At 74.1% G+C, this 22,945-nt stretch carries 24 protein-coding genes and 1 pseudogene; 11 read left to right on the top strand and 14 right to left on the bottom strand.

Translation table 11 applies throughout. The annotated features are described in order from the left end of the window. Positions 1-167: 167 nt before the first annotated feature. Positions 168-659, top strand: coding sequence for an inorganic diphosphatase (locus PH191_RS18080; protein ID WP_274196187.1), 492 nt, complete (start codon positions 168-170; stop codon positions 657-659). Positions 660-704: 45 nt separating this feature from the next. Here the strand turns inward: PH191_RS18080 and PH191_RS18075 are convergent, their stop codons facing one another. Both PH191_RS18075 and PH191_RS18070 read right to left on the bottom strand, forming a co-directional pair. Further along, positions 705-3,416 carry an MFS transporter gene (locus PH191_RS18075; RefSeq protein WP_274196011.1) on the bottom strand — a complete coding sequence of 904 codons (2,712 nt, stop codon included), beginning with the start codon at positions 3,414-3,416 and terminating at the stop codon, positions 705-707. After that, entirely contained in the window at positions 3,413-3,934 is a 522-nt protein-coding gene (locus tag PH191_RS18070) for a MarR family winged helix-turn-helix transcriptional regulator (protein ID WP_274196010.1), read from the bottom strand. The genes PH191_RS18075 and PH191_RS18070 overlap by 4 nt, the downstream gene beginning before the upstream one ends. Positions 3,935-4,129: 195 nt before the next feature. Here PH191_RS18070 and PH191_RS18065 point away from each other — a divergent pair, with 195 nt between their 5' ends. Further along, positions 4,130-4,909, top strand: coding sequence for an enoyl-CoA hydratase/isomerase family protein (locus PH191_RS18065; RefSeq protein ID WP_274196009.1), 780 nt, complete (start codon positions 4,130-4,132; stop codon positions 4,907-4,909). Between the two features lie 110 nt (positions 4,910-5,019). Beyond that, a complete protein-coding gene (locus PH191_RS18060; protein ID WP_274196008.1) occupies positions 5,020-5,967 on the top strand; it encodes a hypothetical protein in 948 nt (315 codons plus the stop codon). 43 nt (positions 5,968-6,010) lie between these two features. On the opposite strand, the gene PH191_RS18055 is transcribed toward PH191_RS18060, so the two are convergent. Genes PH191_RS18055 through PH191_RS18045 form a run of 3 tightly spaced genes read right to left on the bottom strand, consistent with a single transcriptional unit; the run spans position 6,011 to position 8,765 of the window. Continuing rightward, positions 6,011-7,222: an acetyl-CoA C-acetyltransferase gene (locus PH191_RS18055; RefSeq protein WP_274196007.1), complete on the bottom strand. Its 1,212-nt coding sequence runs from the start codon at positions 7,220-7,222 to the stop codon at positions 6,011-6,013. A gap of 11 nt (positions 7,223-7,233) precedes the next feature. Continuing rightward, on the bottom strand, positions 7,234-7,686 hold the full coding sequence (locus tag PH191_RS18050; protein ID WP_274196006.1) for a MaoC family dehydratase: 453 nt from the start codon (positions 7,684-7,686) through the stop codon (positions 7,234-7,236). Positions 7,687-7,709: 23 nt separating this feature from the next. Beyond that, complete coding sequence (locus PH191_RS18045) at positions 7,710-8,765, bottom strand: LLM class F420-dependent oxidoreductase (RefSeq protein ID WP_274196005.1); 1,056 nt, start codon at positions 8,763-8,765, stop codon at positions 7,710-7,712. Between the two features lie 99 nt (positions 8,766-8,864). Here PH191_RS18045 and PH191_RS18040 point away from each other — a divergent pair, with 99 nt between their 5' ends. Continuing rightward, on the top strand, positions 8,865-9,308 hold the full coding sequence (locus tag PH191_RS18040; RefSeq protein WP_274196004.1) for an acyl-CoA thioesterase: 444 nt from the start codon (positions 8,865-8,867) through the stop codon (positions 9,306-9,308). On the opposite strand, the gene PH191_RS18035 is transcribed toward PH191_RS18040, so the two are convergent. The 3 genes from PH191_RS18035 to PH191_RS18025 all read right to left on the bottom strand — a co-directional run bounded on the left by PH191_RS18035 (position 9,266) and on the right by PH191_RS18025 (position 11,697). Further along, positions 9,266-9,907 (bottom strand): flavin reductase family protein, encoded by a 642-nt coding sequence (locus tag PH191_RS18035; RefSeq protein ID WP_274196003.1) that lies wholly within the window; start codon positions 9,905-9,907, stop codon positions 9,266-9,268. The two genes, PH191_RS18040 and PH191_RS18035, sit on opposite strands and share 43 nt — an antisense overlap. A gap of 5 nt (positions 9,908-9,912) precedes the next feature. Further along, positions 9,913-11,403: a hypothetical protein gene (locus PH191_RS18030; protein ID WP_274196002.1), complete on the bottom strand. Its 1,491-nt coding sequence runs from the start codon at positions 11,401-11,403 to the stop codon at positions 9,913-9,915. 123 nt (positions 11,404-11,526) lie between these two features. After that, positions 11,527-11,697: a hypothetical protein gene (locus PH191_RS18025; protein ID WP_274196001.1), complete on the bottom strand. Its 171-nt coding sequence runs from the start codon at positions 11,695-11,697 to the stop codon at positions 11,527-11,529. Between the two features lie 229 nt (positions 11,698-11,926). On the opposite strand from PH191_RS18025, the gene PH191_RS18020 reads away from it, so the two are divergent. The 4 genes from PH191_RS18020 to PH191_RS18005 all read left to right on the top strand — a co-directional run bounded on the left by PH191_RS18020 (position 11,927) and on the right by PH191_RS18005 (position 14,027). Next, positions 11,927-13,003, top strand: coding sequence for a sulfite oxidase (locus PH191_RS18020; protein WP_274196000.1), 1,077 nt, complete (start codon positions 11,927-11,929; stop codon positions 13,001-13,003). A gap of 79 nt (positions 13,004-13,082) precedes the next feature. Further along, entirely contained in the window at positions 13,083-13,265 is a 183-nt protein-coding gene (locus PH191_RS18015; protein ID WP_274195999.1) for a hypothetical protein, read from the top strand. Positions 13,266-13,332: 67 nt separating this feature from the next. Beyond that, entirely contained in the window at positions 13,333-13,710 is a 378-nt protein-coding gene (locus PH191_RS18010) for a YidH family protein (RefSeq protein WP_274195998.1), read from the top strand. Continuing rightward, complete coding sequence (locus PH191_RS18005; RefSeq protein WP_274195997.1) at positions 13,707-14,027, top strand: DUF202 domain-containing protein; 321 nt, start codon at positions 13,707-13,709, stop codon at positions 14,025-14,027. The genes PH191_RS18010 and PH191_RS18005 overlap by 4 nt, the downstream gene beginning before the upstream one ends. On the opposite strand, the gene PH191_RS18000 is transcribed toward PH191_RS18005, so the two are convergent. After that, positions 13,999-14,907: a DMT family transporter gene (locus PH191_RS18000; protein ID WP_274195996.1), complete on the bottom strand. Its 909-nt coding sequence runs from the start codon at positions 14,905-14,907 to the stop codon at positions 13,999-14,001. The two genes, PH191_RS18005 and PH191_RS18000, sit on opposite strands and share 29 nt — an antisense overlap. Positions 14,908-14,989: 82 nt before the next feature. Next, positions 14,990-16,234, bottom strand: coding sequence for an acyl-CoA dehydrogenase family protein (locus PH191_RS17995; protein ID WP_274195995.1), 1,245 nt, complete (start codon positions 16,232-16,234; stop codon positions 14,990-14,992). A 179-nt stretch (positions 16,235-16,413) separates the two neighbouring features. Here PH191_RS17995 and PH191_RS17990 point away from each other — a divergent pair, with 179 nt between their 5' ends. Beyond that, entirely contained in the window at positions 16,414-17,376 is a 963-nt protein-coding gene (locus tag PH191_RS17990; protein WP_274195994.1) for an MSCRAMM family protein, read from the top strand. Then, a complete protein-coding gene (locus tag PH191_RS17985; protein WP_274195993.1) occupies positions 17,373-18,215 on the top strand; it encodes a YceI family protein in 843 nt (280 codons plus the stop codon). The genes PH191_RS17990 and PH191_RS17985 overlap by 4 nt, the downstream gene beginning before the upstream one ends. A 33-nt stretch (positions 18,216-18,248) precedes the next feature. Here PH191_RS17985 and PH191_RS17980 read toward each other — a convergent pair whose 3' ends face one another. After that, entirely contained in the window at positions 18,249-19,289 is a 1,041-nt protein-coding gene (locus PH191_RS17980) for a YoaK family protein (protein ID WP_274196186.1), read from the bottom strand. Between the two features lie 147 nt (positions 19,290-19,436). Beyond that, positions 19,437-21,482 carry an MFS transporter gene (locus tag PH191_RS17975; RefSeq protein ID WP_274195992.1) on the bottom strand — a complete coding sequence of 682 codons (2,046 nt, stop codon included), beginning with the start codon at positions 21,480-21,482 and terminating at the stop codon, positions 19,437-19,439. 121 nt (positions 21,483-21,603) lie between these two features. On the opposite strand from PH191_RS17975, the gene PH191_RS17970 reads away from it, so the two are divergent. Beyond that, entirely contained in the window at positions 21,604-22,107 is a 504-nt protein-coding gene (locus PH191_RS17970) for an FBP domain-containing protein (RefSeq protein WP_274195991.1), read from the top strand. Between the two features lie 10 nt (positions 22,108-22,117). On the opposite strand, the pseudogene PH191_RS17965 reads toward PH191_RS17970, so the two are convergent. Beyond that, a pseudogene (locus PH191_RS17965) lies at positions 22,118-22,219 on the bottom strand (TetR family transcriptional regulator); the annotation flags it as partial. Between the two features lie 16 nt (positions 22,220-22,235). Further along, a complete protein-coding gene (locus tag PH191_RS17960; RefSeq protein WP_274195990.1) occupies positions 22,236-22,943 on the bottom strand; it encodes a hypothetical protein in 708 nt (235 codons plus the stop codon). Positions 22,944-22,945: the final 2 nt, after the last annotated feature.

Below are 22,945 nucleotides of genomic sequence, written 5' to 3'. Positions count from 1 at the left end.
CCCTCCTCACCTGCAGTTCACCCCACCCCGGACGAGGGGGAGGTCACCTCGACGGGGTGACGGTGCACCCCGGTCGGTACCCCACACTAGAGGCCGGGTCGTGGCCTCCGGCCACGCCGCCGACCAGGCCACGACGAGGACGAGCACAGGGAGCGGTGAGCGGCACCGTGCAGTTCGACGTACTGATCGAGATCCCCAAGGGGGTCCGCAACAAGTACGAGATGGACCACGAGAGCGGCCGGCTGCGGCTGGACCGGACGCTCTTCACGGCCACTCAGTACCCGGCCGACTACGGATACGTCGAGCACACCCTCGGCATGGACGGCGATCCGCTCGACGCGCTGGTCCTCGTCCAGGAGCCGACGTTTCCGGGCTGCCTGGTGCTCGCGCGCGCGATCGGCATGTTCCGCATGACCGACGAGGCCGGCGGCGACGACAAGCTGCTGTGCGTGCCGGCGAACGACCCCCGCCAGGAGCACCTGCGCGACATCCACCACCTCTCGGAGTACGACCGCCTCGAGATCCAGCACTTCTTCGAGGTCTACAAGGACCTCGAGCCCGGCAAGAGCGTCGAGGGCGCCTCGTGGGTCGGCCGCTCGGACGCCGAGCTGGAGATCAAGGCCTCGCGCGAGCGGGCCGAGGAGCAGGGCTCGCACTAGACGCCACGCGGCCGCCGGGACCAGGAGTCCGGGCGGCCGACGCGTCTACCGGGCCGACCGTGTGAGGTCGTCGCGGTCCTGCGGTGCCGGCGTGTCCGGCGCCTCGTGACGCCCGCCCTCGGGGCCGGGGGTCGCGGGACGCGGCGGGGCCACCGTGAGCGTGACGTCCACCGGGCCGGCGGCGCCGTCGACGACGACCTCCTCGGTCACCGGCGCGAAGCCGCTGGCGGTGAGCATGTGCCGGCCGGGCGCGAGGTCGTCGAGCCGGAAACGGCCGTCGGCACCGGTGACCGCCGAGGCCACCACGCCGCCGTCGCGACCGACGAGGACGACCAGCGACTCGGGCACGGGCGCCCCGCCCGAGGCCCGCACGGCCCCGGCGAGCGTGTAGCGCGCCACCGGCACCGTGACGTCCGCCCTGCCGCCCCCGTCGCCGACCTCGACCCGCGTGGCCCGCGGCGCGCGTCCGGGGGCGAGGACGGTGACCGTGTAGATGCCGGCCGCGACCTCGCCGCCCTCCCAGTGGCCGTCGGCGCCGCTGCGGTGCACGCCGACGACACCGCCCGTGGGGTCGGTGACGGTCACGGTGGCGCCCGCGACGCCCGCGCCGTCGGGCTCGGTGACGCGCCCGCCCAGGGTCGCCGCGCGGGCCAGGGCCACATCGCGGCGCACGGGGACGCCGTCGACGGTGACGAGCTCGGCGAACGGCCGGCGCCGCGGCGAGCTCGCGATGAGCACGTACGTCCCGGACGCGGGCGCCCGCAGGACGAAGCCGCCGGCGGGGTCGAGGTCCGTGCGTTCCACCGGGGCGCCGTCCAGGCCGTGCAGCGAGACGGTCACCTCGTCCTGCGCCTCGACCGGGTCGCCGGTGGTGCCGGTGACGTGGCCGTGGACGGTCGGCCCCGAGGAACGGCGCGGCGCGGGGCTCGGCGTGACGGCCGCGCTCGGCGGCCCCCAGGCGGGCTCGGCGTCGTGCCGGGACGGCCCGGCGGCCGCCCCCGCGGGCACGGGTGGCGCGGAGGCCGTGGTGTCCAGGGCCGCTCCGGCGGTCGGGCCGCCGACGGCCGCGGCGGTCGTGGTGGGGGTGGCCGCCTGCTCGGCGTCGCGGGCCTGGATGCCCGAGACCGTGCGCAGCGGCAGCTCCCGCATGAACCAGATGAGCACGAAGCCGATCGCCACCACGCACGCGGCGACGAGGAACACGAGGTCCATCGAGTCCGCGAACCCGACGAGGAACGGCTCGGCGAGGCGGGGGTCCATGCGCTGCAGGACCGAGGAGTCCTGCACCACCTGCGCCGCGCCCGTCACCGGGTCCAGCGCGACGGCGTTGGCCGGGTTGGCCGCCACCACGGGGTCGGCGGCCGCGGCCTGGAACGCCGGGGTGCCGACCGCGGCGGCGAACGCCGTCCGGATGTTGTCGCCGACGGTGGAGAACAGGATCGATAGGAAGACCGCGACACCGAGCGTGCCGCCCATCTGCCGGAAGAAGGTGGCCGACGCGGTCGCGACGCCCATGTCCTTGGCCGGCACCGCGTTCTGCACCGCGAGCACGAGGGTCTGCATGCACAGACCGACGCCCAGCCCGAAGATCGCCATGAGGACGGCGACCTCGCCGTAGGGCGTGTCCGCGTGCAACCGGAGGTGGAACAGCACCAGACCGACCGTCATGAGGCCGAGGCCGATCACCGGGAAGATCTTGTAGCGACCCGTCCGCGAGGTGAGCTGGCCCGAGAGGATCGAGGACACCATCAGGCCGCCGACCAGCGGCAGCATCTCCAGGCCCGCCTGCGTCGGCGAGGAGCCGGTGACGATCTGGAGGTACTGCGGGACCAGCGCGATGCCGCCGAAGAGACCGATGCCGGTGATGATCGCGATGATCGAGGTCAGGCTGAACACCGAGTTCTGGAACAGCCGCAGCGGGAGCACGGCGTCGTCGCCGTAGGCGCGCTCGGCGAGGAGGAACGAGACCAGTCCGACCGCCGCGACGACGTAGCAGACGATCGCCGACGTCGAGGTCCAGCCCCACTCCCGGCCCTGCTCCGCGACGACGAGGATCGGCACGAGCGTGACCGCCAGCGCGATCGCGCCGGGGAAGTCGATGCGGTGGTCGCGACGGGTGTGCGGCAGGTTGAGCACCCGGAACACCACCAGGAACGCGATGATCCCGATGGGCACGTTGACGAGGAAGACCCAGCGCCAGCCGGTGATGCCGAAGATCGTGGACTGGCCGGCGAGGAACCCGCCGATGACGGGACCGAGCACGCTCGACGTCCCGAACACCGCGAGGAAGAAGCCCTGGTACCGGGCGCGCTCCCGCGGCGGGACGATGTCACCGATGATCGTGAGCGCGAGGCTCATGAGGCCGCCCGCGCCGAGCCCCTGGACCGCGCGGTACGCGGCGAGCTCGTACATCGAGGTCGCGATGGTGCACAGCACCGAGCCGACGACGAAGATCCCGATGGCGGAGAGGAAGAACGGCTTGCGTCCGTAGAGGTCGGAGAGCTTGCCGTAGAGCGGCGTCGAGATCGTGGCCGTGAGCAGGTAGGCCGTCGTCGCCCAGGCCTGCAGGTTGAGGCCCTGCAGGTCGTCGGCGATCGTCCGGATCGAGGTCGCGACGATGTTCTGGTCGAGCGCGGCCAGGAACATCCCGAGCATCAGCCCGGAGAGGATGGCGAGGATCTGCCGGTGGGTGAAGCCGGTGCTGCTCGCCGCGGTGTCGGCTGCCGGCGGAGCCGCCGGGGCAGCGGTGGTGCTCATGAGGCCTCCGGGGGAGCGACGGCGGGCACGCTCGTGGTGGTGAGGTGGTGGTGCTCGAAGTCGGTGGTCAGCCGGTCGAGGAGCTCGACGAGCCGCACGCGGTCGGCCTCGTCCCAGTGCGCGGTGAGCGCCCCGATCTCGCGGTTGCGACGGTCGCGGTTGGCCTGGAAGACGCGCAGACCCTCGTCGGTGGCGGCGAGGAGGGTGGCCCGTCCGTCGTCGGGGTCGGGGCGCCGCTCCACGAGACCGGCCCGGACGAGGCCGGCGACCTGCCGGCTGACGGTGGACGGGTCGGAGTGCACCGACTCGGCGAGCGCGTTGGACCGTCGCGGTCCCTCGAGCACGAGGCGGGCGAGCAGGACGTAGGCCGCCCGCTCGACACCGTCCGGGCCGACGGCCTTGCCGGCCTTGGCCCGCTCGACCGCCCGCATCAGACGGATCATCTGGTGGCCGAGGCGGTCCGAGACCAGCCAGCGGTCGTCCACCCCCGGCGGCGCCGGGAGCCGCGTGGAATCCATTGCATGCTCCGTACAATCGGTTGCTGTCTACAAGCATGCACCCCGCCCTCGTGTTCCCGCCAGCCGGGCCCCGGTCGAGTACGTCACCTCGGCGGTCCGGGGCCGGCGGGTTTCCGCGCGGAGGGCACCTCCAGCCGGCTAGAGCGGCGACCGGCGCCCTTCACCGGGACGCGCCTCGCCCTACGGTGTCGAACCGTGAGCAGCGAGCGCGTCACCTACGAGCGCGACGGGCACGTCGCGACGATCACCTACTCCCGGCCCGAGAAGCTCAACGCGATCGACGGCGCGATGCGCGACGGGCTCAACGAGGCGTTCGACCGCTTCCGCGCCGACGACGAGGCGTGGGTGGGCATCGTGACCGGCGAGGGCCGCGCGTTCTGCGTCGGGGCGGACGCGAGCGGCGAGGGCAACCCGGCCGGCGACTTCCCCGGCTCGTTCTGGGAGCGCCCGACGGTCAACTCGTTCGAGAGCGGCTGGGAGATCTACAAGCCGGTCATCGCCGCGGTGAACGGCCACTGCCTGGGCTACGGGCTGACGCTCGTCACCTGGTGCGACCTCGTGATCGCCAGCGAGCGGGCGACGTTCGGCTTCCCCGAGGTCCGGCTCGGCATCCCCACGATCGTCGGCGCGATCCGCCTGCCCCAGCGCATCGGCTGGCAGCCGGCGATGGAGCTGCTGCTCACCGGCGAGCGCGTCGACGCCGAGCGCGCCCGGGAGATGGGGCTCGTCTCGCGCGTCGTCCCGCACGACGACCTGCTCACCGAGGCCCGTGCCCTCGCCGACCGGCTGCTCGCCGGCGCGCCCCTCGCCCAGCGGGCGATCAAGGAGATGGCCCGCCGGGCGCCGTACCTGGGCGAGACCGACGCCATCCGCTTCGGCGAGACCATGCGGCGCGTCGCGGGCACGACCGAGGACGCCGTCGAGGGCATGACCGCGGCGCGCGAGAAGCGCGAGCCCCGCTGGCAGGGTCGCTGAGGTGCGCCTCCGGCGCATGTGAGCACTTCGGAGTGCTGGAGCACCCCAAAGTGCTCACATGCGCGAAGCGCACACGGATCCGGTGAGAGACGACCTGCGTCGAACACCGTGTGGAGAACTCTGAGCAGTGGCGGCGCCTCGTCAGCGCCCAGGACGGGCTGGTGACCCGGCGGCAGGCGCTTGCGCACGGCTGGACGCCCGACGCGATCGCCGCCCAGATCGAAGGCGGTCGGTGGACGCTGCGCAAGCGTGGCGTTCTGGCGACGTTCACCGGGCCGCTGACGCCGGAGGCGCGTCGTCGTGCGGCGTTGCTGTTCGTGCGAGGACCGGCGGCACTCAGCCATGCCTCGGCTGCCGCGCTGCTGGGACTGCGCCGCGAGGACGAACGCGGCCCCGTCCACGTCACGGTCCCCTACGGCTCGTCCGCGCGCGGCTGCTGCGACGTCGTCCTGCACCGATCGCGCGCGTTCGCCCACATCACGGTCGATGACGACCCGCCTCATGTCGGGAAGGCGCACACCATCCTCGACCTGGCGGTCGACGCAGGAGACGCGCGAGAGGCCATGCGGGTCTTCACCTCCCTGGCGGCCGCGGCGCGTGTGCCGGCGCAGCTCCTCGAGGAGGCGATCGAGCTCCGTCGACCACGGCGCTACCTGCGTCCCCTCCGCGACACCGTGACGCTCCTCCGCGACGGCGTCTGCTCCGTCCTCGAGGCCGATTGGGCGCTCGACGTCGAGCGAGCGCATGGCCTGCCCGCGCCGACCCGCCAGTTCTCCGTCGTCGTCGAGGGACGCCGGCGCGCGGAGGACCTGCTCTATGTCATGGCGCGGGGCGAGCTCATCGTCCGCCTCGACGGTTGGCGCTATCACGCCGACAAGACGACGGCACGCAGCGATCGAGCGCGGGACAACGCCGCCGAGCTCGCCCACCGCGCACGGATGACCTTCGGATGGGAAGAGGTGCACCACGAGCCGTGCGAGGCCGCAGCCCTCGTCGGCCTCCGGCTCCGGGAGCTCGGCTGGGAGGACGAGCCTCAGAGGTGCACTTCGTGCATGTGAGCACTTCGGAGTGCTCCAGCACTCCGAAGTGCTCACATGCGCGTCAGCGCACTCGCTCGAACACCGCCGCGAGACCCTGGCCGCCGCCGATGCACATGGTCTCGAGGCCGTAGCGGGCCTCGCGGCGCTCCATCTCGCGCAGCATGGTCGCCAGGATCCGCACGCCGGTGGCGCCGACGGGGTGGCCCAGCGAGATGCCCGAGCCGTTGGGGTTCACGCGCTCGTCGGTGATCAGGTCGATGCCCCACTCCCGCCCGACCCCGAGGGCCTGGGCGGCGAACGCCTCGTTCAGCTCGATCACGTCGAGGTCGGACAGAGAGAGCCCCGCCCGGCCCAGCGCCGCCTCGGTCGCCGGCACCGGCCCGATGCCCATCACCTCGGGACCCACGCCCGCCACACCCCAGGACACCAGCCGCGCCAGCGGCCGGAGCCCCAGCTCCTCGGCCTTCTCCGGCGTCGTCACGATGCACACCGCCGCGCCGTCGTTCTGCCCCGAGGCGTTCCCGGCCGTCACCGTCGCCTCCGGGTCCTGCTTGCCCATGATCGGGCGCAGCTTGGCCAGCGAATCGAGCGCCGCGTCGGGGCGGATGTGCTCGTCGGCGTCGACGACCGTGTCGGACTTGCGCCCGGGCACCGTCACCGGCACCAGCTCGTCGGCGAACCGCCCGTCCTTGACCGCCGCGGTCGCCTTCTCGTGCGAGCGCACCGCGAGCCGGTCCTGCTCCTCGCGGCCGATCGAGTACCGCTTCCGGACGTTCTCGGCGGTCTCGATCATCCCGCCCCACACCGGGTGGTCCTTGCCGCCGGCGTGCACGCGGCCCTCGGCCAGCGCGTCCTTCATCTGGAAGCCGCCCGCCTTGGTGCCCCAGCGCGGCGCCTGGCTGTAGTACGTCGCCCCCGACATCGACTCCGCACCGCCGGCGAGCACCAGCGACGCGCCCCCGGTCTGCACCGCCATCGCCGCGTACAGCACCGCCTGCAGCCCCGACCCGCAGCGACGGTCGACCTGGATGCCCGGCACCGTCACCTCGAGCCCGGCGTCCAGCGCCGCCACCCGCCCGATCGCCGGGGCGTCCATCGTCGGGTAGCAGTGCCCGAACGCCACGTCCTCGACCTGGTCGGCCGTGATCCCCGTCCGTGCCACCAGCTCACGGATCACCGTGGCCGCCAGCTCCTGGGCCGCCACGTCCCGCAGCGCCCCGCCGAAGCCCCCCACCGGGGTCCGCAGGGGCTCACAGATCACCGCATCGGCCACGGCCGACCTCCCTAGTACGCGTAGCGCAGGATGACCTCGGCGACGCACGCCGGCTTGGGCCATCCCTCGATCTCGACGGTCCCCCCGATGGTGGCCTGCACACCGTTCGGGACGTCGGTGACGTCCACCAGGCGGCAGTGACCTCGCACACGGGAGCCGACGGGCACGGGCGCCGGGAACCGGACCTTGTTCAGCCCGTAGTTCACGGTCATGGAGACACCCTCGACCTTGAAGGTGTCCCACCCGAACTTCGGCATGAGGGCGACGGTGAGGAAGCCGTGCGCCACGGTCTTCCCGAACGGCCCTTCGGCGGCGGCCTCCGGGTCGACGTGGATCCACTGGTGGTCATCGGTGGCGTCGGCGAAGGTGTCGACGCGCTTCTGGTCGACGGTGACCCACGGGCTGGTGCCCAGGTCCTCGCCCACCGCGCCGCGCAGTTCCTCGACATCGGCGAACACGCGCATGGGGAGCTCCTAGAGGTTCGGCCCTACAGATTGGCGCAGAGTTCCTTGGCCTGCCCCACCAGCGACACCCGCTCGGCGGGTGTGCCGGCGAGCGGCGTGACGTTGATCGTGGTGATGCCGGCGGCGGCGAAGGCCTGCAGCCGCTCGGCGACGTAGGAGCGTGGCCCGATCAGCGACATCGCGCGCACGAGCTCCTCGGGCACCGCCGCCGCGGCGTCGTCCTTCTTGCCGTCGAGGTAGAGGTCCTGGATCGTGTCCGCCTCCTGCTCGTAGCCGTAGCGGCGGGCGACGTCGTTGTAGAAGTTCTTGCCCTTCGCGCCCATGCCGCCGACGTAGAGCGCGACGAACGGGCGCATGCCGTCGAGCATCGCCTGCGCGGTGGCCTCGTCCTCGGTGATGCACAGCGAGGCCTGCAGGTAGACCTGGAGGTCGCCGAGGGCGGGGTCGCGCTTCGCCTTCCCGGCCTCCAGGGACTCGCCCCAGATCTCGTGCGCCCGCTCGGGGACGAAGAAGATCGGCAGCCAGCCCTCGGCGACCTCGGCGGTCAGCGCGACGTTCTTCGGCCCGATCGCGGCGAGGACGATCGGGATCCGGTCGCGGACCGGGTGGTTGATGATCTTCAGTGGCTTGCCGAGGCCCGTGCCCTGGTCGGCCGGCAGCGGGATCGAGTAGTGCTTGCCCGAGTACTGCACCTTCTCGCGGCGCCACACCTGCCGGCAGATGTCGACGATCTCGCGGGTGCGGCCCAGCGGCGCGTCGTAGCGCAGACCGTGGAAGCCCTCGATGACCTGCGGACCGGAGGCCCCGATGCCGAGGGTGAACCGGCCGTTCGAGACGTAGTCGAGGCCCGCGGCGGTCATGGCCGTCAGCGACGGGGTGCGCGTGTAGATCTGCAGGATGCCCGAGGCGATCTCGACGGTGCTCGTGCGCGCGGCGATGTACCCCAGCTGGCTGACCGCGTCGAAGCTGTAGGCCTCGGGCACGAAGACGATGTCGAGCCCGGCCGCCTCGTGCTCGGCCAGCTCCGCGACCGTCTCCTCGAAACCGCCGCTGTAGTTCAGGCCCATCCCGATCCGCACGCTGCCTCCTCGCTCCGCGTCCGACGCCCTGGCCGTCCCGCCGGGGCAGCCTGCCACGATCGCCCGGATCACGGAGCCGGCGGAGGCGAGGGCGCAGGGGTGTTCACGACGACGGTGACGGTGCGCGGCTACGAGACCGACGCGAACGGGCACGTCAACCACGCCGTCTACCACCAGTACGGCGAGCACGGGCGCACGGAGTTCCTCCGCGTCGCGGGGCTCGACGTGCCGGACCTGACGGCCGCAGGCCTCGGTCCGGTGATCCTCGAGTCCACCGTCCGGTTCCTGGCCGAGCTCCGTGTCGGCGACGAGGTCGAGGTGGCGCTCGACGTGCGCTTCGGCGAGGGCAAGACGTTCCGGATGGACACCGAGCTCCGTCGCGGCGAGCAGGTGTGCGCGACGCTCACCGGCGTCATGGGGCTGCTCGACCACGCCACCCGCCGGCTCGTCGCCGACCCCCGCGGGCGGATGCTCGCCCTGGCCGACCCGGAGACCGGCCCTCAGCTGCTCGGCAGGCCCTCCGAGGTAGCGCCCGAGAAGTGACCCGGCCACTCGTCGTAGCGGATCCGCGGGGTCTTGCGCACCTCGCCGAGGGTGGACCACTCGCTGCCGCCGAGACGCGCGATCGGCGCGAGCCGCCGGGCGTCGGGACGTCCGTCGACGAGCGCGTCCGAGTCGACGACGGCGTGCACGACGCGGCCGAGCACGATCGTGCAGTTGCCCAGCGGGACGGTGCGTTCCAGCCGGCACTCCAGCGCCACCGGTGACTCGGCGATCCGCGGGGTCGCGATGTGCGACGACGGCTCGCGGGTCAGCCCCGTCGCGTCGATCTCGCTCTCGTCCGCCGGGAAGTCGGTCGCCGTCGCGTTGATCTCCTCGATGAGCTTCTCGGGCGTCAGGCAGACCGTGAACTCGCCGGTGGCCTCGGCGTTGCGCAGCGAGTCCTTCTCCCCCACCGACGTGAACTGCACGATGGGCGGGTCGGTGCTCGCCACCGTGAAGAACGAGTGCGGGGCGAGGTTGTCGACGCCGTCGGCCGACCGCGTCACCACCCAGGCGATCGGCCGCGGCACGATCACCTGGGTCAGGAACTGGTAGAAGCGGCCGGCGCCCAGGGCGTCGGGGTCGAAGTCGGTGCGCACGCCGGTCAGTTACCCGGCAACAGACCGCTCGGCACCAGCTCCGGGCGCTCCGAGGTCGTCGTCCGCGACTCGGAGGTGCTCCCCGTGGTGCTGGTCGGCGTCTCCTCACCGGACGTGGTCGTGCCCTCCGGCGCGTCGCCGCTGGTGGTGGTCTCCGGCGCGGACGTCGACGTCGTCGGCTCGGCGGTGCCGAACACCTGCCCGAAGCTCGTCCCCGACTCGCCCCCCGAGATCGGCGAGCCCTTGACCCGCTCGATCCCGGTGATGGCGAGCATCGCGATGAGGAAGATCAGCAACGCCGTCGCGGCGAGCACCCCGTAGCGCTTCCAGGGCGTCCCGCGCGGCGGGTCGCCGTCGCCGTCGTCGCCGGGATCGTCCGGCCCGCCGGGGACACCGTGCAGGACGGTCGGGTCGTCGTCGGCCCCGCCCATCACGCGGGTGCCGGGACCGACGGCCTGCGTGGCGTCGTCGCCGATCGCGCGGGTGCGGGGGTCGACGGCCTGGGTGGCGTCGTCGCCGATCGCGCGGGTCCGGTCGTCGTCGGATCCGCCGGGACCGCCTCCCGGTCGACCGCCCGGTCCGCCGCCCATGGCCATCGTGGCGGGCGCCGCCGCGACGCGCGCACCGCCGCCGATCACGACGGTGGGCTGCTCGTCCGGACCGCCGCCCCGGGCCGGGGCCCCGACGGCGACCGTGCGGCGCTCCTCGACCCCGTTCCCGGCTCCGGCCGTGTCGGGGCGACCCGGTCCGCGACGTGCCTTCATCCGGCTGCGGACGTGGTCGCGGGTCCGCTCGACGGACCGCTGGTAGGCCGCGTCCCCGACGGTGGTGATGACCGCGGCGATCCCGGCGCCGGCCACGGTGCCCGCCGCGCCGCCCATGAAGGAGCCGGCCGCGGCGGTCAATACCGCGGCGAAGGCCTGACCCGAGACCTTGATCGCCGACAGCGGGCTCCCGGACGCCGCCGGCGCGCCCGCCGGGCGGTGGCTCGTCGGCTCGTCGCTCGGCCCGGACGTGACCCCGGACGTGACGGAGGTGCGCTGGTCGTCGCCCGGCGTGCGCCACGGGCGGTCGTCGGGCGCGCCGCCGTACGGGGCCGCGGGACCTCCGTGACCACCGTGGCCCGGACGTCCCGACGCTCCGGGTGGCGGCCCGTACTGGCCGGCTGGCGGGCCCTGCGGCGGCATCCCCTGCGGGGTCGGGCTCTGGGGCGGCATGCCCTGCGGCGGCCCGTGCCGGGACGGGCCGGCGGGCGCGCCGTGGCGGCCTCCCGTGGGGCCGGGCTGCGCCGGCGGCCAGGGCTGGCCGGGCGGGCCACCGGGTCCGGGCCGTCCCGGTCCTGCCGGCGGTACGCCGGGTCCCTGCGGCGCGGCGGGCTCGACGGCGTCGGAGCCCGACGAGCCCTGCGCGGCCTGCGCGGCCTCGTCCCCGTGCGGCCCGGGGGCGGAGTGGCGCCCGCGACCGGAGCCGTCCGGGGGTCCGGAGTGCTCGCTCATCCCTGCCCTCGCTGACCTCGGCGACCGGTCACGCGCCCGGACGTGACCGGGTCACCAGGGTGCCCCACGGCCCGGGCCGTCCGTGGGCCGGGCCCTCGGCACCCCCGCACCGGCAGCGTCCGGTCAGTCGCCGGAGCGCCGGTGACGGCCGCCCGTGCCGCGGAGCATGACCGGCCGGGACGGCCGGGCCTCGCCCCCTCCGGAGAGGTCCTCACGGAACGCGCGCCGCTCGGCTCCACGATCGGACCGGCCGAGGGCCCGGCGGACTTCCTCGTAGATCGGCGTCTGCGTCATGCGCGGCACCCTACGACTCCGCCGACGGCGCCGGACGGCCACTCCGACCACACCCGCTCGGGGTTTCACACCCCCGCTGAGCTGGGGACACGTCCCCGCGGAGGACCCTGCCGTCGATCATGACCGGACATCGTGCGAGCACCGGTCACGAGCCCGCCGACGAGGTCCACCCCAACGGATCAACCGGGCCCGAACAGCCCTCACCCCGTGTCGCCGACGTCGGAGAACCGTGCCCCATCCACCGGTCGAACTCACCGTCCACTCGGCGCAGCCGTACAACGCCGAGCCACCGCGCACGGCCCTCGCCGATCGCGACCTCACGCCCCTCGAGGCGTTCTACCACCGCAACCACGCCCCCGAGATGCCGTCACCCGATCCCGGGACGTGGACGCTGCGGGTCGACGGGATGGTCGAACGGCCGGCGACGTTCTCGCTCGGCGCGCTCCGTGAGCGGTTCCGCGAGCACCGGGAGGTCGTGACGCTCCAGTGCGCCGGCAACCGGCGCGCCGGGCTCGCCGAGGTGGCCGACCTGCCGGGCGAGACACCGTGGGGCCCGGGGGCCACCGGCACGGCGCGCTGGTCCGGCGTGCGCCTCGCCGACCTCCTGCGCGAGGTCGGGGTCGAGCCGGGTGCCACGGACGTCGAGTTCACGGGCGCGGACGTCACCGAGGAGTCCGGCGCCCCCGAGCCGTACGCGGTCTCGGTGCCGCTGGAGAAGGCCCTGGCGCACGAGGTGCTCCTCGCGTGGTCGATGAACGGCGAGCCGCTCCCCGTCGCGCACGGGGCGCCGGTGCGTGTCGTCGTCCCCGGCTGGATCGGGGCGCGCAGCGTGAAGTGGCTCGAGCGCGTCACCGTCGCCGACCGGCCCTCCGACGGGCACCACCAGGCCGTCGCGTACCGGCTGCTGCCCGCCGACGCCTCCCCCGCCCGCGGCCGCGGCGTCCCGCTCGGCCCGCTCGCGGTGAACGCCGACGTCCTCGCCCCCGCCGACGGCGCCGAGGTCCCGCCCGGCCCCACGCGGGTCACGGGCTACGCCCTCGCCGGCGGCGACCGCAGCGTGGTGCGCGTCGACGTCTCCACCGACGACGGCCGGACCTGGCGCCAGGCGGACCTCGACCCGCAGGCCTCGCGGTGGAGCTGGCGGCTGTGGCACGCCGAGCTCGACCTGCCGCCCGGGACGACCCGCGTCGTCGCCCGCGCCTGGGACTCGGCGGCCGGGGCGCAGCCCGCCGACCCGGCCGAGATCTGGAACCCGAAGGGCTACGTCAACAACTCCTGGGCCCGCGTGACGCTGCACGCTGTCTGACCCGAACACGGGTGGGCGGGCGCGCACCGGATATCCGCGAAGGCACCGTCGTGGTGCGAATCCCGGAGGTCGTCATCCCATGAGCACCGGCGCTCGCTCGTCCCGCCGCCCATCCATCGGTGTCCTCGTCGCCATCCTGCTGGCGGTCCTGCTCGTCCTGGCCGGGGTGCTGTTCTGGCTCGCCCAGAGCACGGCCCCCTCGAGCGGCTCCACCACCACCGGCTCCCTCGGGGCACCGGTCGTGCTCCTCGCACCCGCCTGATCCCGCGCCCGCGCGCCCGACCCGGCACGATGCGCAGGTCGTCGCCCGTGCACCGGAGGGAGGGTCCGTGGGTCAGGCCCCCGACAGCGACACCGCCACCGACACCGAGGAGCACGAGCCCGACTACCGCTTCACCCTCGCCAACGAGCGCACCTTCCTCGCGTGGCTGCGGACGTCGCTCTCGCTGCTGGCCGCGGGCGTGGCCGTCGTCCAGCTCCTGCCCGAGTTCGCCGTCCCCGGCACGCGGCTCGTCGTCGGCGGCCTGCTCGCGGCGCTGGCCGTCATCACCGCCGCGGGCGGGGTGCTGCGCTGGCGCGGGGTGGAGTTCGCGATCCGGCGGGGCCGGCCGCTGCCGACGCAGCGGATGCCGTGGGTGCTCGCCGGCGGGCTCGTCGTCCTCGCCCTGTTCGGCCTCGTGCTGATCGCCCTGCGGGGCGCGGCGTGACCTCCCCGTCGGACGGGGGCCTGCAGGCCGAGCGCACCGGGCTGTCGTGGAGCCGGACGTCGCTCGGCGTCGGCGCCAACGCGGTGCTGCTCGCGGCCCGGGAGCTCACCCACGACGAGCCGGGCCAGGCACTCGTGCTGGCCGGGGCCGCGGCCGTGCTCGCGGTGGTGATCGCCGTCTACGGGCGGCACCGGACACGGCTGCTGAGCCGCGCCCCGCTGCCCTCGCCGCTGGCCGCCGACCGCGCCGTCCCGCTGCTCGGGGGCGCGGTGGCCCTGTTGGCGCTGGTCACGGGTGTGGTGCTCGTGCTGCCGTAGCCGCGGGCGCGCGCTGCTCCGGGGTGGGCCCGGAGCGGATGAGCGTGACGAGCCCCGCGACGGCGACCACCGCGCTCAGCACGGCGAGGAGCCCGCCCGACAGCCCGAGCGCGAAGCGCTCGCCGAGCACGACGATGCCGATCGCCATCGCCGTGACCTGGTCGGCGGTGATCTGTGTGGACAGCCCGGCGTCGAGCCCCCCGTCGCGGTAGGCGGTCTGCAGCAGCAGGATCGACGCCACGGGCAGCACCACGACCGCGGCGAGCACGGCCCCGATGAGCCACGGCGACCGGCCGTCCTGCACCAGCCGGAAGGTCAGGCGGACGAGGCCCGACGTCGCCCCGGCGCACAGACCCGAGACCGCCGCGCGCATGACGGCCCGCGGCACGGCCGGCGCGCGCCCGCTCGCCCCCGCCACCAGCAGCGCGAGGAGGGGGACGACGAGCAGGGTCGTGAGCACGATCCCGGCGTCGGGGCGGGTGTCCGACGGCTGGTGCTCGGCGAGCCCGAAGAGCCCCGCCAGCCCGATGACGAGCACCACGGCGCCGATCCACTCGCGGCGGTGGATGCGGCGACGCTCGAGCCAGGCGTCGAGGGGCAGCGCCAGGATCAGCGACGTCACGCCGATCGGCTGGACGAGGGTGATCGAGCCGAAGCCGAGGGCGACGACGTGGATGAGCGCCCCGAGCACCATCGCGGTCACCCCGCCCCACCACCAGGGCCGGCGCAGGAGCGCCCCGAAGAACGGCACGCCCGTGCCGGTGCGGGTGGAGCCGTCGACGGTGCGACCGGTCTCGCGCCGCTGCAGCGCCGCGGAGAGCGCGTAGGCCAGCGCGGAGCAGCAGGCGAGGGCGACCGCGATGGACGCGTGGGCGGTCACCGGCGGCGTCCGCAGGTGGGCGACACGGACGGGGGTGACACGGGGAGGAGTGGCACGGCGGCGAGGTACCCGGTCCGGACGGTCAGCGCACGAACGCGCTGTGGCCGGTGACCGCCTTGCCGACGATCAACGTGTTCATCTCGCGCGTGCCCTCGAACGAGTACAGCGCCTCGGCGTCGGCGAAGTAGCGTCCGACGCCGTTGCCCAGGATCACCCCGTTGCCGCCGACGAGCTGGCGGGCCCACGCGACGGTCTCGCGCATCCGGCTCGCGCAGAACTCCTTGGCCAGCGCCGAGTGCGCGTCGGAGCCCCGGCCGGCGTCGAGGAGCTGGGCGTTGCGCACCGCCATCCCCAGCGAGGCGGTGACGTTGCCCAGCATCTGCACGAGCAGCTCCTGCATGAGCTGGAACCCCGCGATCGGACGGCCGAACTGCTCGCGCTGCAACGCGTAGGACAGGGCGAGCTCGTAGGCCCCCATCTGCGTGCCGACCGCGCCCCAGGAGGCGTTGCCGCGGGTGAGCCGCAGGACCCCGCCGGCGTCGTCGAACGTGCCCGTGCCGCCGGAGAGACGGTGGTCGTCGGGCACCCGGACGCCGCGCAGCGCGATGTCGGCGTTCTGGACGATGCGCAGCGCCGTCTTGCCCTCGATCTTGGCGATCGTCATGCCCTCGGTGTCGCGGGGGACGACGAACCCGCGCACCTCGTTCGTCTCGAGGTCGCGCGCCCAGACGACCACGATGTCGGCGAAGGTCGCGTTGCCGATCCAGCGCTTGTCGCCGTCGAGCACCCACTCGTCCCCGTCGCGGCGGGCGGTGGTCCGCATGCCGCCCGCGACGTCGGACCCCCCGTCCGGCTCGGTGAGCCCGAACGCACCGATCGTCTCCATCCTCGCCATCGAGGGCAGCCAGCGCTGCCGCTGCTCCTCCGTGCCGCCGGCGTGCACCGAGCCCATCGCGAGGCCGGTGTGGATGCCGAAGAAGCTGTTCACCGACGGGTCGACCCGCGCGATCTCCGCGTGCAGGAAGCCGAGGAACAGGCGACGGGCGGGCTCGGTCCGGCCCGCGCCGAGCCCGTAGGGCAGCCCCGCGAGGTCGAGGTCGGCGAAGCCCTTGACCAGCGGCATCGGGAACTCGGCGCGCTCCCAGGCGTTCTCGACCAGCGGAGCGACGTCCTCGCCGAGGTAGGAGCGCAGGCGCCGCAGCGTCGCGGTCTCGTCGTCGGTGAGCAGGTCCGCGTAGTCGAAGAAGTCGGCCACCGCGTCCCGGTCCGGAGCGAGGTCGAGCGCGGGCCGCGGCAGGGCGGGGAAGTCGGACGGGAGCTCGGGCATGCCCTCCAGCGTGGCCCGCCCCGCCGGGGCCACGCCACTGATCACTGCCGGGCCGTGGCGAGATGATGCTTGTACTATCCAAGCAAATGGACCCCACGGTCGTGCTCGCTCGCGGCGGGCGCGGTGCGGCCGGTGGACGATGGGACGCGGCCGGACCGTGTCGAGAGAGGTGGACGTCGGTGGACGGACAGGAACCGATCATGATCTTCGGTCGGGTGACGCGGAGCGACGGTGCCCCGGTGCCCGGCGCCGCGCTGACGCTGTGCGACCTCTCCGGTGACCAGCTCGACCGCGCCGCCGCGGACGAGGGCGGGCACTTCCAGCTCGTGCCGCCGACCGGCGGGACCTACCTGGTCATCTGCGCGTCGTCGACCCACCAGCCGCACGCCTCGCTGGTCGCCGTCGCCGACCGTCCGCTGCGCCACGACGTCGGGCTGACCGGTGGCGGGGCCTCGCTCGGCGGCACCGTCGGGGTGCGGCACGGGGCGGGGACCAACGGCAACGGCACCGGCGTGAGCGGCTGGGACGACGTGGTGCTCACTCTCACCGACGTGCGCGGCACCGTCGTCGCCGTGACCCGCTCGGGCACCGACGGCGGCTACCGCTTCTCCGACCTCACCGAGGGCACCTACACGCTCACCGCCGCGGCGCCGCGCCTCGCGCCGGTCGCCGAGACCGTCCGCGTCCCCGGCGAGGGCCACGTGACCCACGACGTCGCGCTGGCCACCCGCACCCAGCTCTCCGGCACCGTCCGCTCGGCGGGCGCGGGGCGCCCCGTCGCCGAGGCCCTGGCCACGCTGGTCAGCGAGGACGGCCACGTCGTCGGCTCGCGCGTCACCGGCGAGGACGGCTCGTTCCGCTTCGACGACGTCGCCCACGGCGTCTACACGATCACCGCGAGCGGCTACGCCCCCGTCGCCTCGGAGATCGAGATTGGACCGGGCCACCCCTCCGACGTGGTGCTCAGCCTCGTGCCGCCGGCCGTCGAGGGGACGCCGGCGCGCCCCGACGCGCCGCTCGGTGACGACGGGGCGGCCGCGGGCAACGGCGACGGCGGCGGGCGCCACGGCCACCACCTCGAGACCGACGACGGCACCGAGACTCCGCGGACCGACAGCCCGTCGGGCGGCGAGCTGCGGTGAGCGCCGGGGAGCGCACGGCCCCGACGACCTCCGGCGCACCCCGGGGCGACGGGCGGATCCGCGGTCTGGCGGTGACGAGCGACGGGTGGCCCGTGCCGTTCGCCGTCGTCACGGTGATCGACGCATCCGGTACCCAGGTCGGCGGCACGTCGGTGCGCGGGGACGGCACGTTCGAGGTCGAGGGCCTGCCCGAGGGGCCCGCCACCGTGATCACCTCGGCGGTCGGGCACTCCCCCGCGGCGCGTCCGCTGTCCGCGCCGGGCGACCTGGGCCGCGTGGTCCTGACGCGCTCGGGTGCGCTGAGCCTGCCCGCCCCGGGCCGTTGGGAGATCGACCCCGTCCACTCGCGCATCGCCGCATCGGCGTTCCACCTGGGCATCACCAAGGTCCACGGGCGCCTGCGGAGCTTCTCCGGGGCGATCGAGATGGGCGCCGACCTCGCGGGGACGCGGGTGCACGCCGCCATCGACCCGGCGAGCGTCGACACCGACGACGACACCCGCGACCAGCACCTGCGCGCCGGCGACTTCCTCGACGTCCTCGCGTTCCCGCGCATCGAGTTCTCCTCGACCGCGATCACCGCGCAGAGCCCCGACCACTGGACGATGACCGGCGACCTGGTGCTCAAGGGCGTGCGCAACACCGTCGCCCTCGACGTCGTCTACCACGGCTCCGGGCCGGACCTCGGGGGCGGCGAGCGCGCGGGCTTCAGCGCGACCACCCAGCTCTCGCGCGACGACTTCGACATCCGCTGGAACCAGTCGGTGATCGCCGGCATCTTCGCCGTCGGCCGCACCCTGCGCATCGAGATCGACATCGAAGCCGTGCGCACGTCCTGACCTGCGGTCACCGGGGATCGCTCGGCGCCCCGGTCAGGTCGGCACCGGCTCGTGGTCGCTCTCGCCCGGCGCCGCGCCGAGCACGAGGTCGTGCACGACCGGGCGGCCGTCGACCGAGATCAGCACGGCGCGGGGCCGGGCGGCCCGTCCCCCCATGCGGTGCGGGGTGCAGACGAGCATGAAGTCACCGGACCCCGGCGGGTCGAGCTGATAGGTGCCGTCGACCTCGGTGTGCACGCGCCCCACCTGCTCGCCGCCGTCGGAGACCAGCGTCAGCACCGCCGGGCGGGCGCCGCCGTCGAGCCCGAGGACGCGGCCGTGCACGGGGCCCGCCGACACGCCCGCCTCCTCGTCGGTCTCCTCGCGGGCGTCGGCGTCCGGGACCTCCTCGCGCGGGTCCGGGGCGAACTGCGGCTCGCCGGCGGTGAGCCCGCCGCTGTTGGCCCGGGTCACGACGGCCATGAGCACGATCGCGACCAGGACGAGCGCCACGGGCGCCACGAACGACCAGTCGGGGGCGAAGCGCTGGACCACGGCGTTGCCGCCCGCGGCGGCGATCACGGCGAGCAGGCGCAGCGGGGAGTTCCAGTTCCACGTGAACGGCTTGTGCAGCTCGACGAGGCTCGAGACCCAGTTGGTGATCGTCCCGGACATGAAGCTCGTCGGGGTCCCGGCCGGGCCGACGTAGCGCACGGCCGCCGCCTGGACGCCCATCGCCAGCCCGGAGCCGACGACCAGGACGACGACCTTCCACTGGACGAGCGGGCCCTCCTCGTCGACCCCGTACCAGAACCCGCCGAGCAGCAGGAGTAGCGCGAGCTCGAACGTCAGCGTCGCGCCGACGGCGTTGCGCCACGGCCAGCGACGCATCGCCAGCCCGCAGACGACCGTGCCCGCGATCAGGCCGCCGCAGTAGCCGCCGATCGCGCAGATGTTGTCGACGATCTGGGCGACGTCGCCCTGCCCGAGGCCCAGCCCGAGCATCACGAGGTTGCCGGTCATCGTCGAGGCGAAGACCTGGTTGAAGGCGAAGTAGGTCACGACGTCGATCGCGCCCGCCGCGGCCGTGAGCATCACGGTCACGGCACTCAGGGTCCGGGGCCGTCGCTCTGGTTCGTCGAAGCCGGTCACGCACACCGACGCTGTCAGCGGTTCTTGACGAACTCATGACTGACGTGCGGCGTTCGTGTGAGGCTGCTCGGACGACCGGCCCAGCGTGGCTCAGCGCACGGCCGCACGCTCCCGCAGCACGACGTCGACGTGCACCGGCGACCCGTCGACCGTGACCCGGGTGGCCGACGGCGCGGCCGCACCGCGCCCGCGGGGCGTCGCGATCACCAGGTAGTCCCCGGAGCGCCCGCCGGCACTGAGCGCGAAGCGGCCCTCGTCGTCGGTCTCCGCGCGGTCGGCCTCGTATCCGTGGGCGTCGACGAGCGTCAGCACGGCCGCGGCGGGCGCCTCGTCGGGCGCGAGGATGCGGCCCGCCACGGCGACGGGGCGCGCCCCAGGCCCGGGGTCGCTCCGGTCCTCCCCCAGCGCCTCGCCGGGCGCCATCTCGACCCCACCGGCCTCTCGCACCGACGGCTTCGCGCTGTCGAACAGCGACGCGATCGCGGCGACGAGGCAGCAGACCGCCGCGAAGCCGAGCGCCAGGAACAGCCCGTCGGCGAAGGGGCCGGAGATCAGCTCCGGGAAGAAGCTGCGACCGGTGAGGAACCCCGCCTGCTGCGGCCCGACCTGGGACAGCACGCCGGGGCCGAGCAGGGTCTCGATCGGGTTGTAGCCGAGCAGGGCGGCGAACAGCGTGCTCACCGGCGGGAGCTCGGCGATGCGGCCCGCGACGTCGGCGGGCACGCCCTGCCCGGTCAGCCCGTGGAACAGCGCCGCGGGCAGCGTCGAGGCGAGCCCCAGGATCAGCATCGAGAAGAAGATGCCGATCGAGAGGACGGTGGCGCCGTTCTGGAACGTCGCCGTCATGCCCGCGGCCGCGCCGCGCTGGCGGGCGGGGACGCTGTTCATGATCGAGGCACGGTTCGGCGACGAGAACAGGCCCATGGCGAGCCCGTTGACCGCGAGCAGGATCGCGAACAGGTAGTACGGGAAGTCGACCGGCAGGAACCCCATGAGCAGGAAGCTCACGGCGGCGACGAGCATGCCGCCCGCGGCGTACCAGCGGGCGCCGTGCCGGTCGGAGAGCACGCCGGAGAGCGGTCCCGCGACCAGGAAGCCGATGGTCAGCGGGACCATGTAGATGCCGGCCCACAGCGGCGTCGACTCGTAGTCGTAGCCGTGACGCGGCAGCCAGATGCCCTGCAGCCAGATGATCAGGATGAACTGCAGGCCACCGCGCCCGAGCGCGGAGAGCAGGTTCGCGATGTTCCCGGCCGTGAACGACCGGATGCCGAACAGCGACAGGTGGAACATCGGGTGCGGGACGCGCCGCTCGATCGCCACGAAGACCGCCAGGACGACGACGCCGCCGATGAGACAGACGAGGACCGTCGGGCTCGTCCACCCCATGACGTGCCCGCCGTAGGGCTGGATGCCGTAGGTGATGCCCATCAGCACCGCGACGAGGCCGACGGCGAAGGTGACGTTGCCCCACCAGTCGATGCGGCCCTCGTGGCGCTCGCTGGTCTCCCGGAGCTTGGCCCAGGCCCAGATCGTGCCGCCGACGCCGATGGGCACCGAGACGACGAAGACGAGGTGCCAGGCCACCGGGGCCAGCACCCCGCCGATGATCAGTCCGAGGAACGACCCGGCGATGGCGGCGATCGAGTTGATGCCGAGCGCGAGGCCGCGCTGGTGGGTCGGGAACGCGTCGGTGAGGATCGCCGTGGAGTTCGCGAGCAGCAGCGCGCCGCCGATCCCCTGCAGGACGCGCATGGAGATCAGCCAGATCGCGCCCGCGTCGCCCTTGAGCCACGTCACGGCCAGCAGGATCGAGAACACGGTGAACACCGCGAACCCGAGGGTGTACATCCGGGTGCGGCCGAACATGTCGCCGACGCGTCCGAAGGTGACGACGAGGACGGCCGTCACCACCAGGTATCCCATGATCAGCCAGAGCAGGTAGCTGATGTTCTCGGGCCGCAGCGGGTCGAGCGCGATGCCGCGGAAGATGTCCGGGAGCGCGATGAGCAGGATCGACATGTTGATCGTGACGATCAGCACGCCGAGCGTGGTGTTGGTCAGCGCGATCCACTTGTAGCGGGGCCCCGGGTGAGCCACCGCCGGTGCGACCGCCGCGTCCGCCCTCGCCGTCACATGGCCTCCACCGTCAGACCGTTAGGTTCGGTCAACTATAGGCACGCCTCGTCGAGCCCCGCGGTGTGACGTCCTCGTACCGTGCCGGGGTACGCCGCACGTCCACCCCGGGAGCCCGCCCGTGACCGTCCTGACCGCCGATGCCGTGCGCCGCTCGATGATCAACTGCTCGAAGGGCGACGCGAAGCGGATGACGCTCGCCGACGACGTCGTCGGCACCGACCTCGAGGAGGTCGAGTTCGTCGGCTGGCGCGATCCGCGCATGCCGCAGCGGGCGTACCTCGTGAGCCTCCACGAGGGCGCGGTCACCGGTGTGCTCCTGCGTCCCGCCGCGGGCGACGGTCCCCGGCGGACGGCGATGTGCGCGCTGTGCCGCACCACCCGCTCGGGCGGTGATGTCACGCTCTTCACCGCGCCGCGCGCGGGCGCCGTCGGGCGCGACGGCAACACCGTCGGCACCTACATCTGCGACGACCTCGCCTGCCCCGCGACGACGCGCCTCGAGAAGGCGACCCCGAGCATCATGCCCGACCTCAGCCACCCGCTGGACGAGCGCGTGGCCGGGCTGCGCGTCCGGCTCGACACCTTCCTCGCCTCGATCCGCGGCACGGTCGACGCGGTGTGACCCAGGACGGGCGGAGACCGGCGACGAGGAGGGCGACGAGCCGCCGCGCGTCGTCGCGGGGGTCGTCCGCCCCGATGCGCAGGTTCCCGACGCCGCGCACGAGCTCGAGGGCCCCGGCGCGTCCGCGCCTAGGACCCGGCCTGCGGCACGAGGACGGGCAGGGCGCGCAGCGCGAGGTCGACGAGCACCGGCTGGGCCTGCTCCTCCGGGACCGGGCGGTCGGGCGTCAGCGTGAAGCTGGCCGTCACCCGGCCGTAGACGACCACCAGCACCGGGCCCTCGGGGTCGGGGTAGAACACCGCCTCGGCGGCGCCGAAGGGCACGGGCTGGGCCGGCACGCCGGAGCTGGCCTGGGCGTCCCGGTTGACCCGCGACTGCGCGCTCGCGGCCTCCGGGGTCGTGTACCCGCTGGTCAGCACCTTGAGGATGAGGGTGTCCGCCGGCGGTGCGCCGGGGCCGCCGAGCGAGGTGTAGTTGCACGTCACCCGCTCGAGGCGCCCGACCGAGGGCGCGGGGACGTCGCGGAGGTCGGTGACGCGCACGGTGCCGAGGGGCAGGCCGAGGTAGTTCGGCACCTGGTCGGACGGCAGCACCTGGTCGCAGTCGGTCGGCAGGATGCTGTTGCGGGGCGGCGGCGCGCTCGTCGCCGGCGCCGCGCCGGGGCCCGGGAACGTGGGGATCGGCGGGGTGCCGCTGGGCAGGCTCGACGAGCAGGCGCTCAGCAGCAGGGCCAGCCCCGTGGCCGCGCCCGCGAGCGCGACACGGCCGCGTCGGGTCCTCCGCCGCGCCGGCCCCGTCGCCGGACACGTCGCCGGACCCGCTCCCGCGCGCTCCATCG

The organism is Actinomycetospora callitridis (assembly GCF_028737265.1).
GTDB classification, from domain to species: domain Bacteria; phylum Actinomycetota; class Actinomycetes; order Mycobacteriales; family Pseudonocardiaceae; genus Actinomycetospora; species Actinomycetospora callitridis.
The sequence above is the reverse complement of the archived record's forward strand: the minus strand, read 5'-3'. Positions and strand labels throughout refer to the sequence as shown.

Excerpts from the sequence above, each read along its gene's own strand:
- PH191_RS18025 (WP_274196001.1), bottom strand. The coding sequence starts at position 11,697 with ATGACGCAGACGCCGATCTACGAGGAAGTCCGCCGGGCCCTCGGCCGG.
- PH191_RS18050 (WP_274196006.1), bottom strand. The coding sequence starts at position 7,686 with ATGCGCGTGTTCGCCGATGTCGAGGAACTGCGCGGCGCGGTGGGCGAG.
- PH191_RS18015 (WP_274195999.1), top strand. The coding sequence starts at position 13,083 with ATGAGCACCGGCGCTCGCTCGTCCCGCCGCCCATCCATCGGTGTCCTC.
- PH191_RS17995 (WP_274195995.1), bottom strand. The coding sequence starts at position 16,234 with ATGCCCGAGCTCCCGTCCGACTTCCCCGCCCTGCCGCGGCCCGCGCTC.
- PH191_RS17980 (WP_274196186.1), bottom strand. The coding sequence starts at position 19,289 with ATGCTCACGGCCGCGGCGGGCGCGATCGACGTCGTGACCTACTTCGCC.
- PH191_RS18070 (WP_274196010.1), bottom strand. The coding sequence starts at position 3,934 with ATGGATTCCACGCGGCTCCCGGCGCCGCCGGGGGTGGACGACCGCTGG.
- PH191_RS18030 (WP_274196002.1), bottom strand. The coding sequence starts at position 11,403 with ATGAGCGAGCACTCCGGACCCCCGGACGGCTCCGGTCGCGGGCGCCAC.
- PH191_RS18075 (WP_274196011.1), bottom strand. The coding sequence starts at position 3,416 with ATGAGCACCACCGCTGCCCCGGCGGCTCCGCCGGCAGCCGACACCGCG.
- PH191_RS17960 (WP_274195990.1), bottom strand. The coding sequence starts at position 22,943 with ATGGAGCGCGCGGGAGCGGGTCCGGCGACGTGTCCGGCGACGGGGCCG.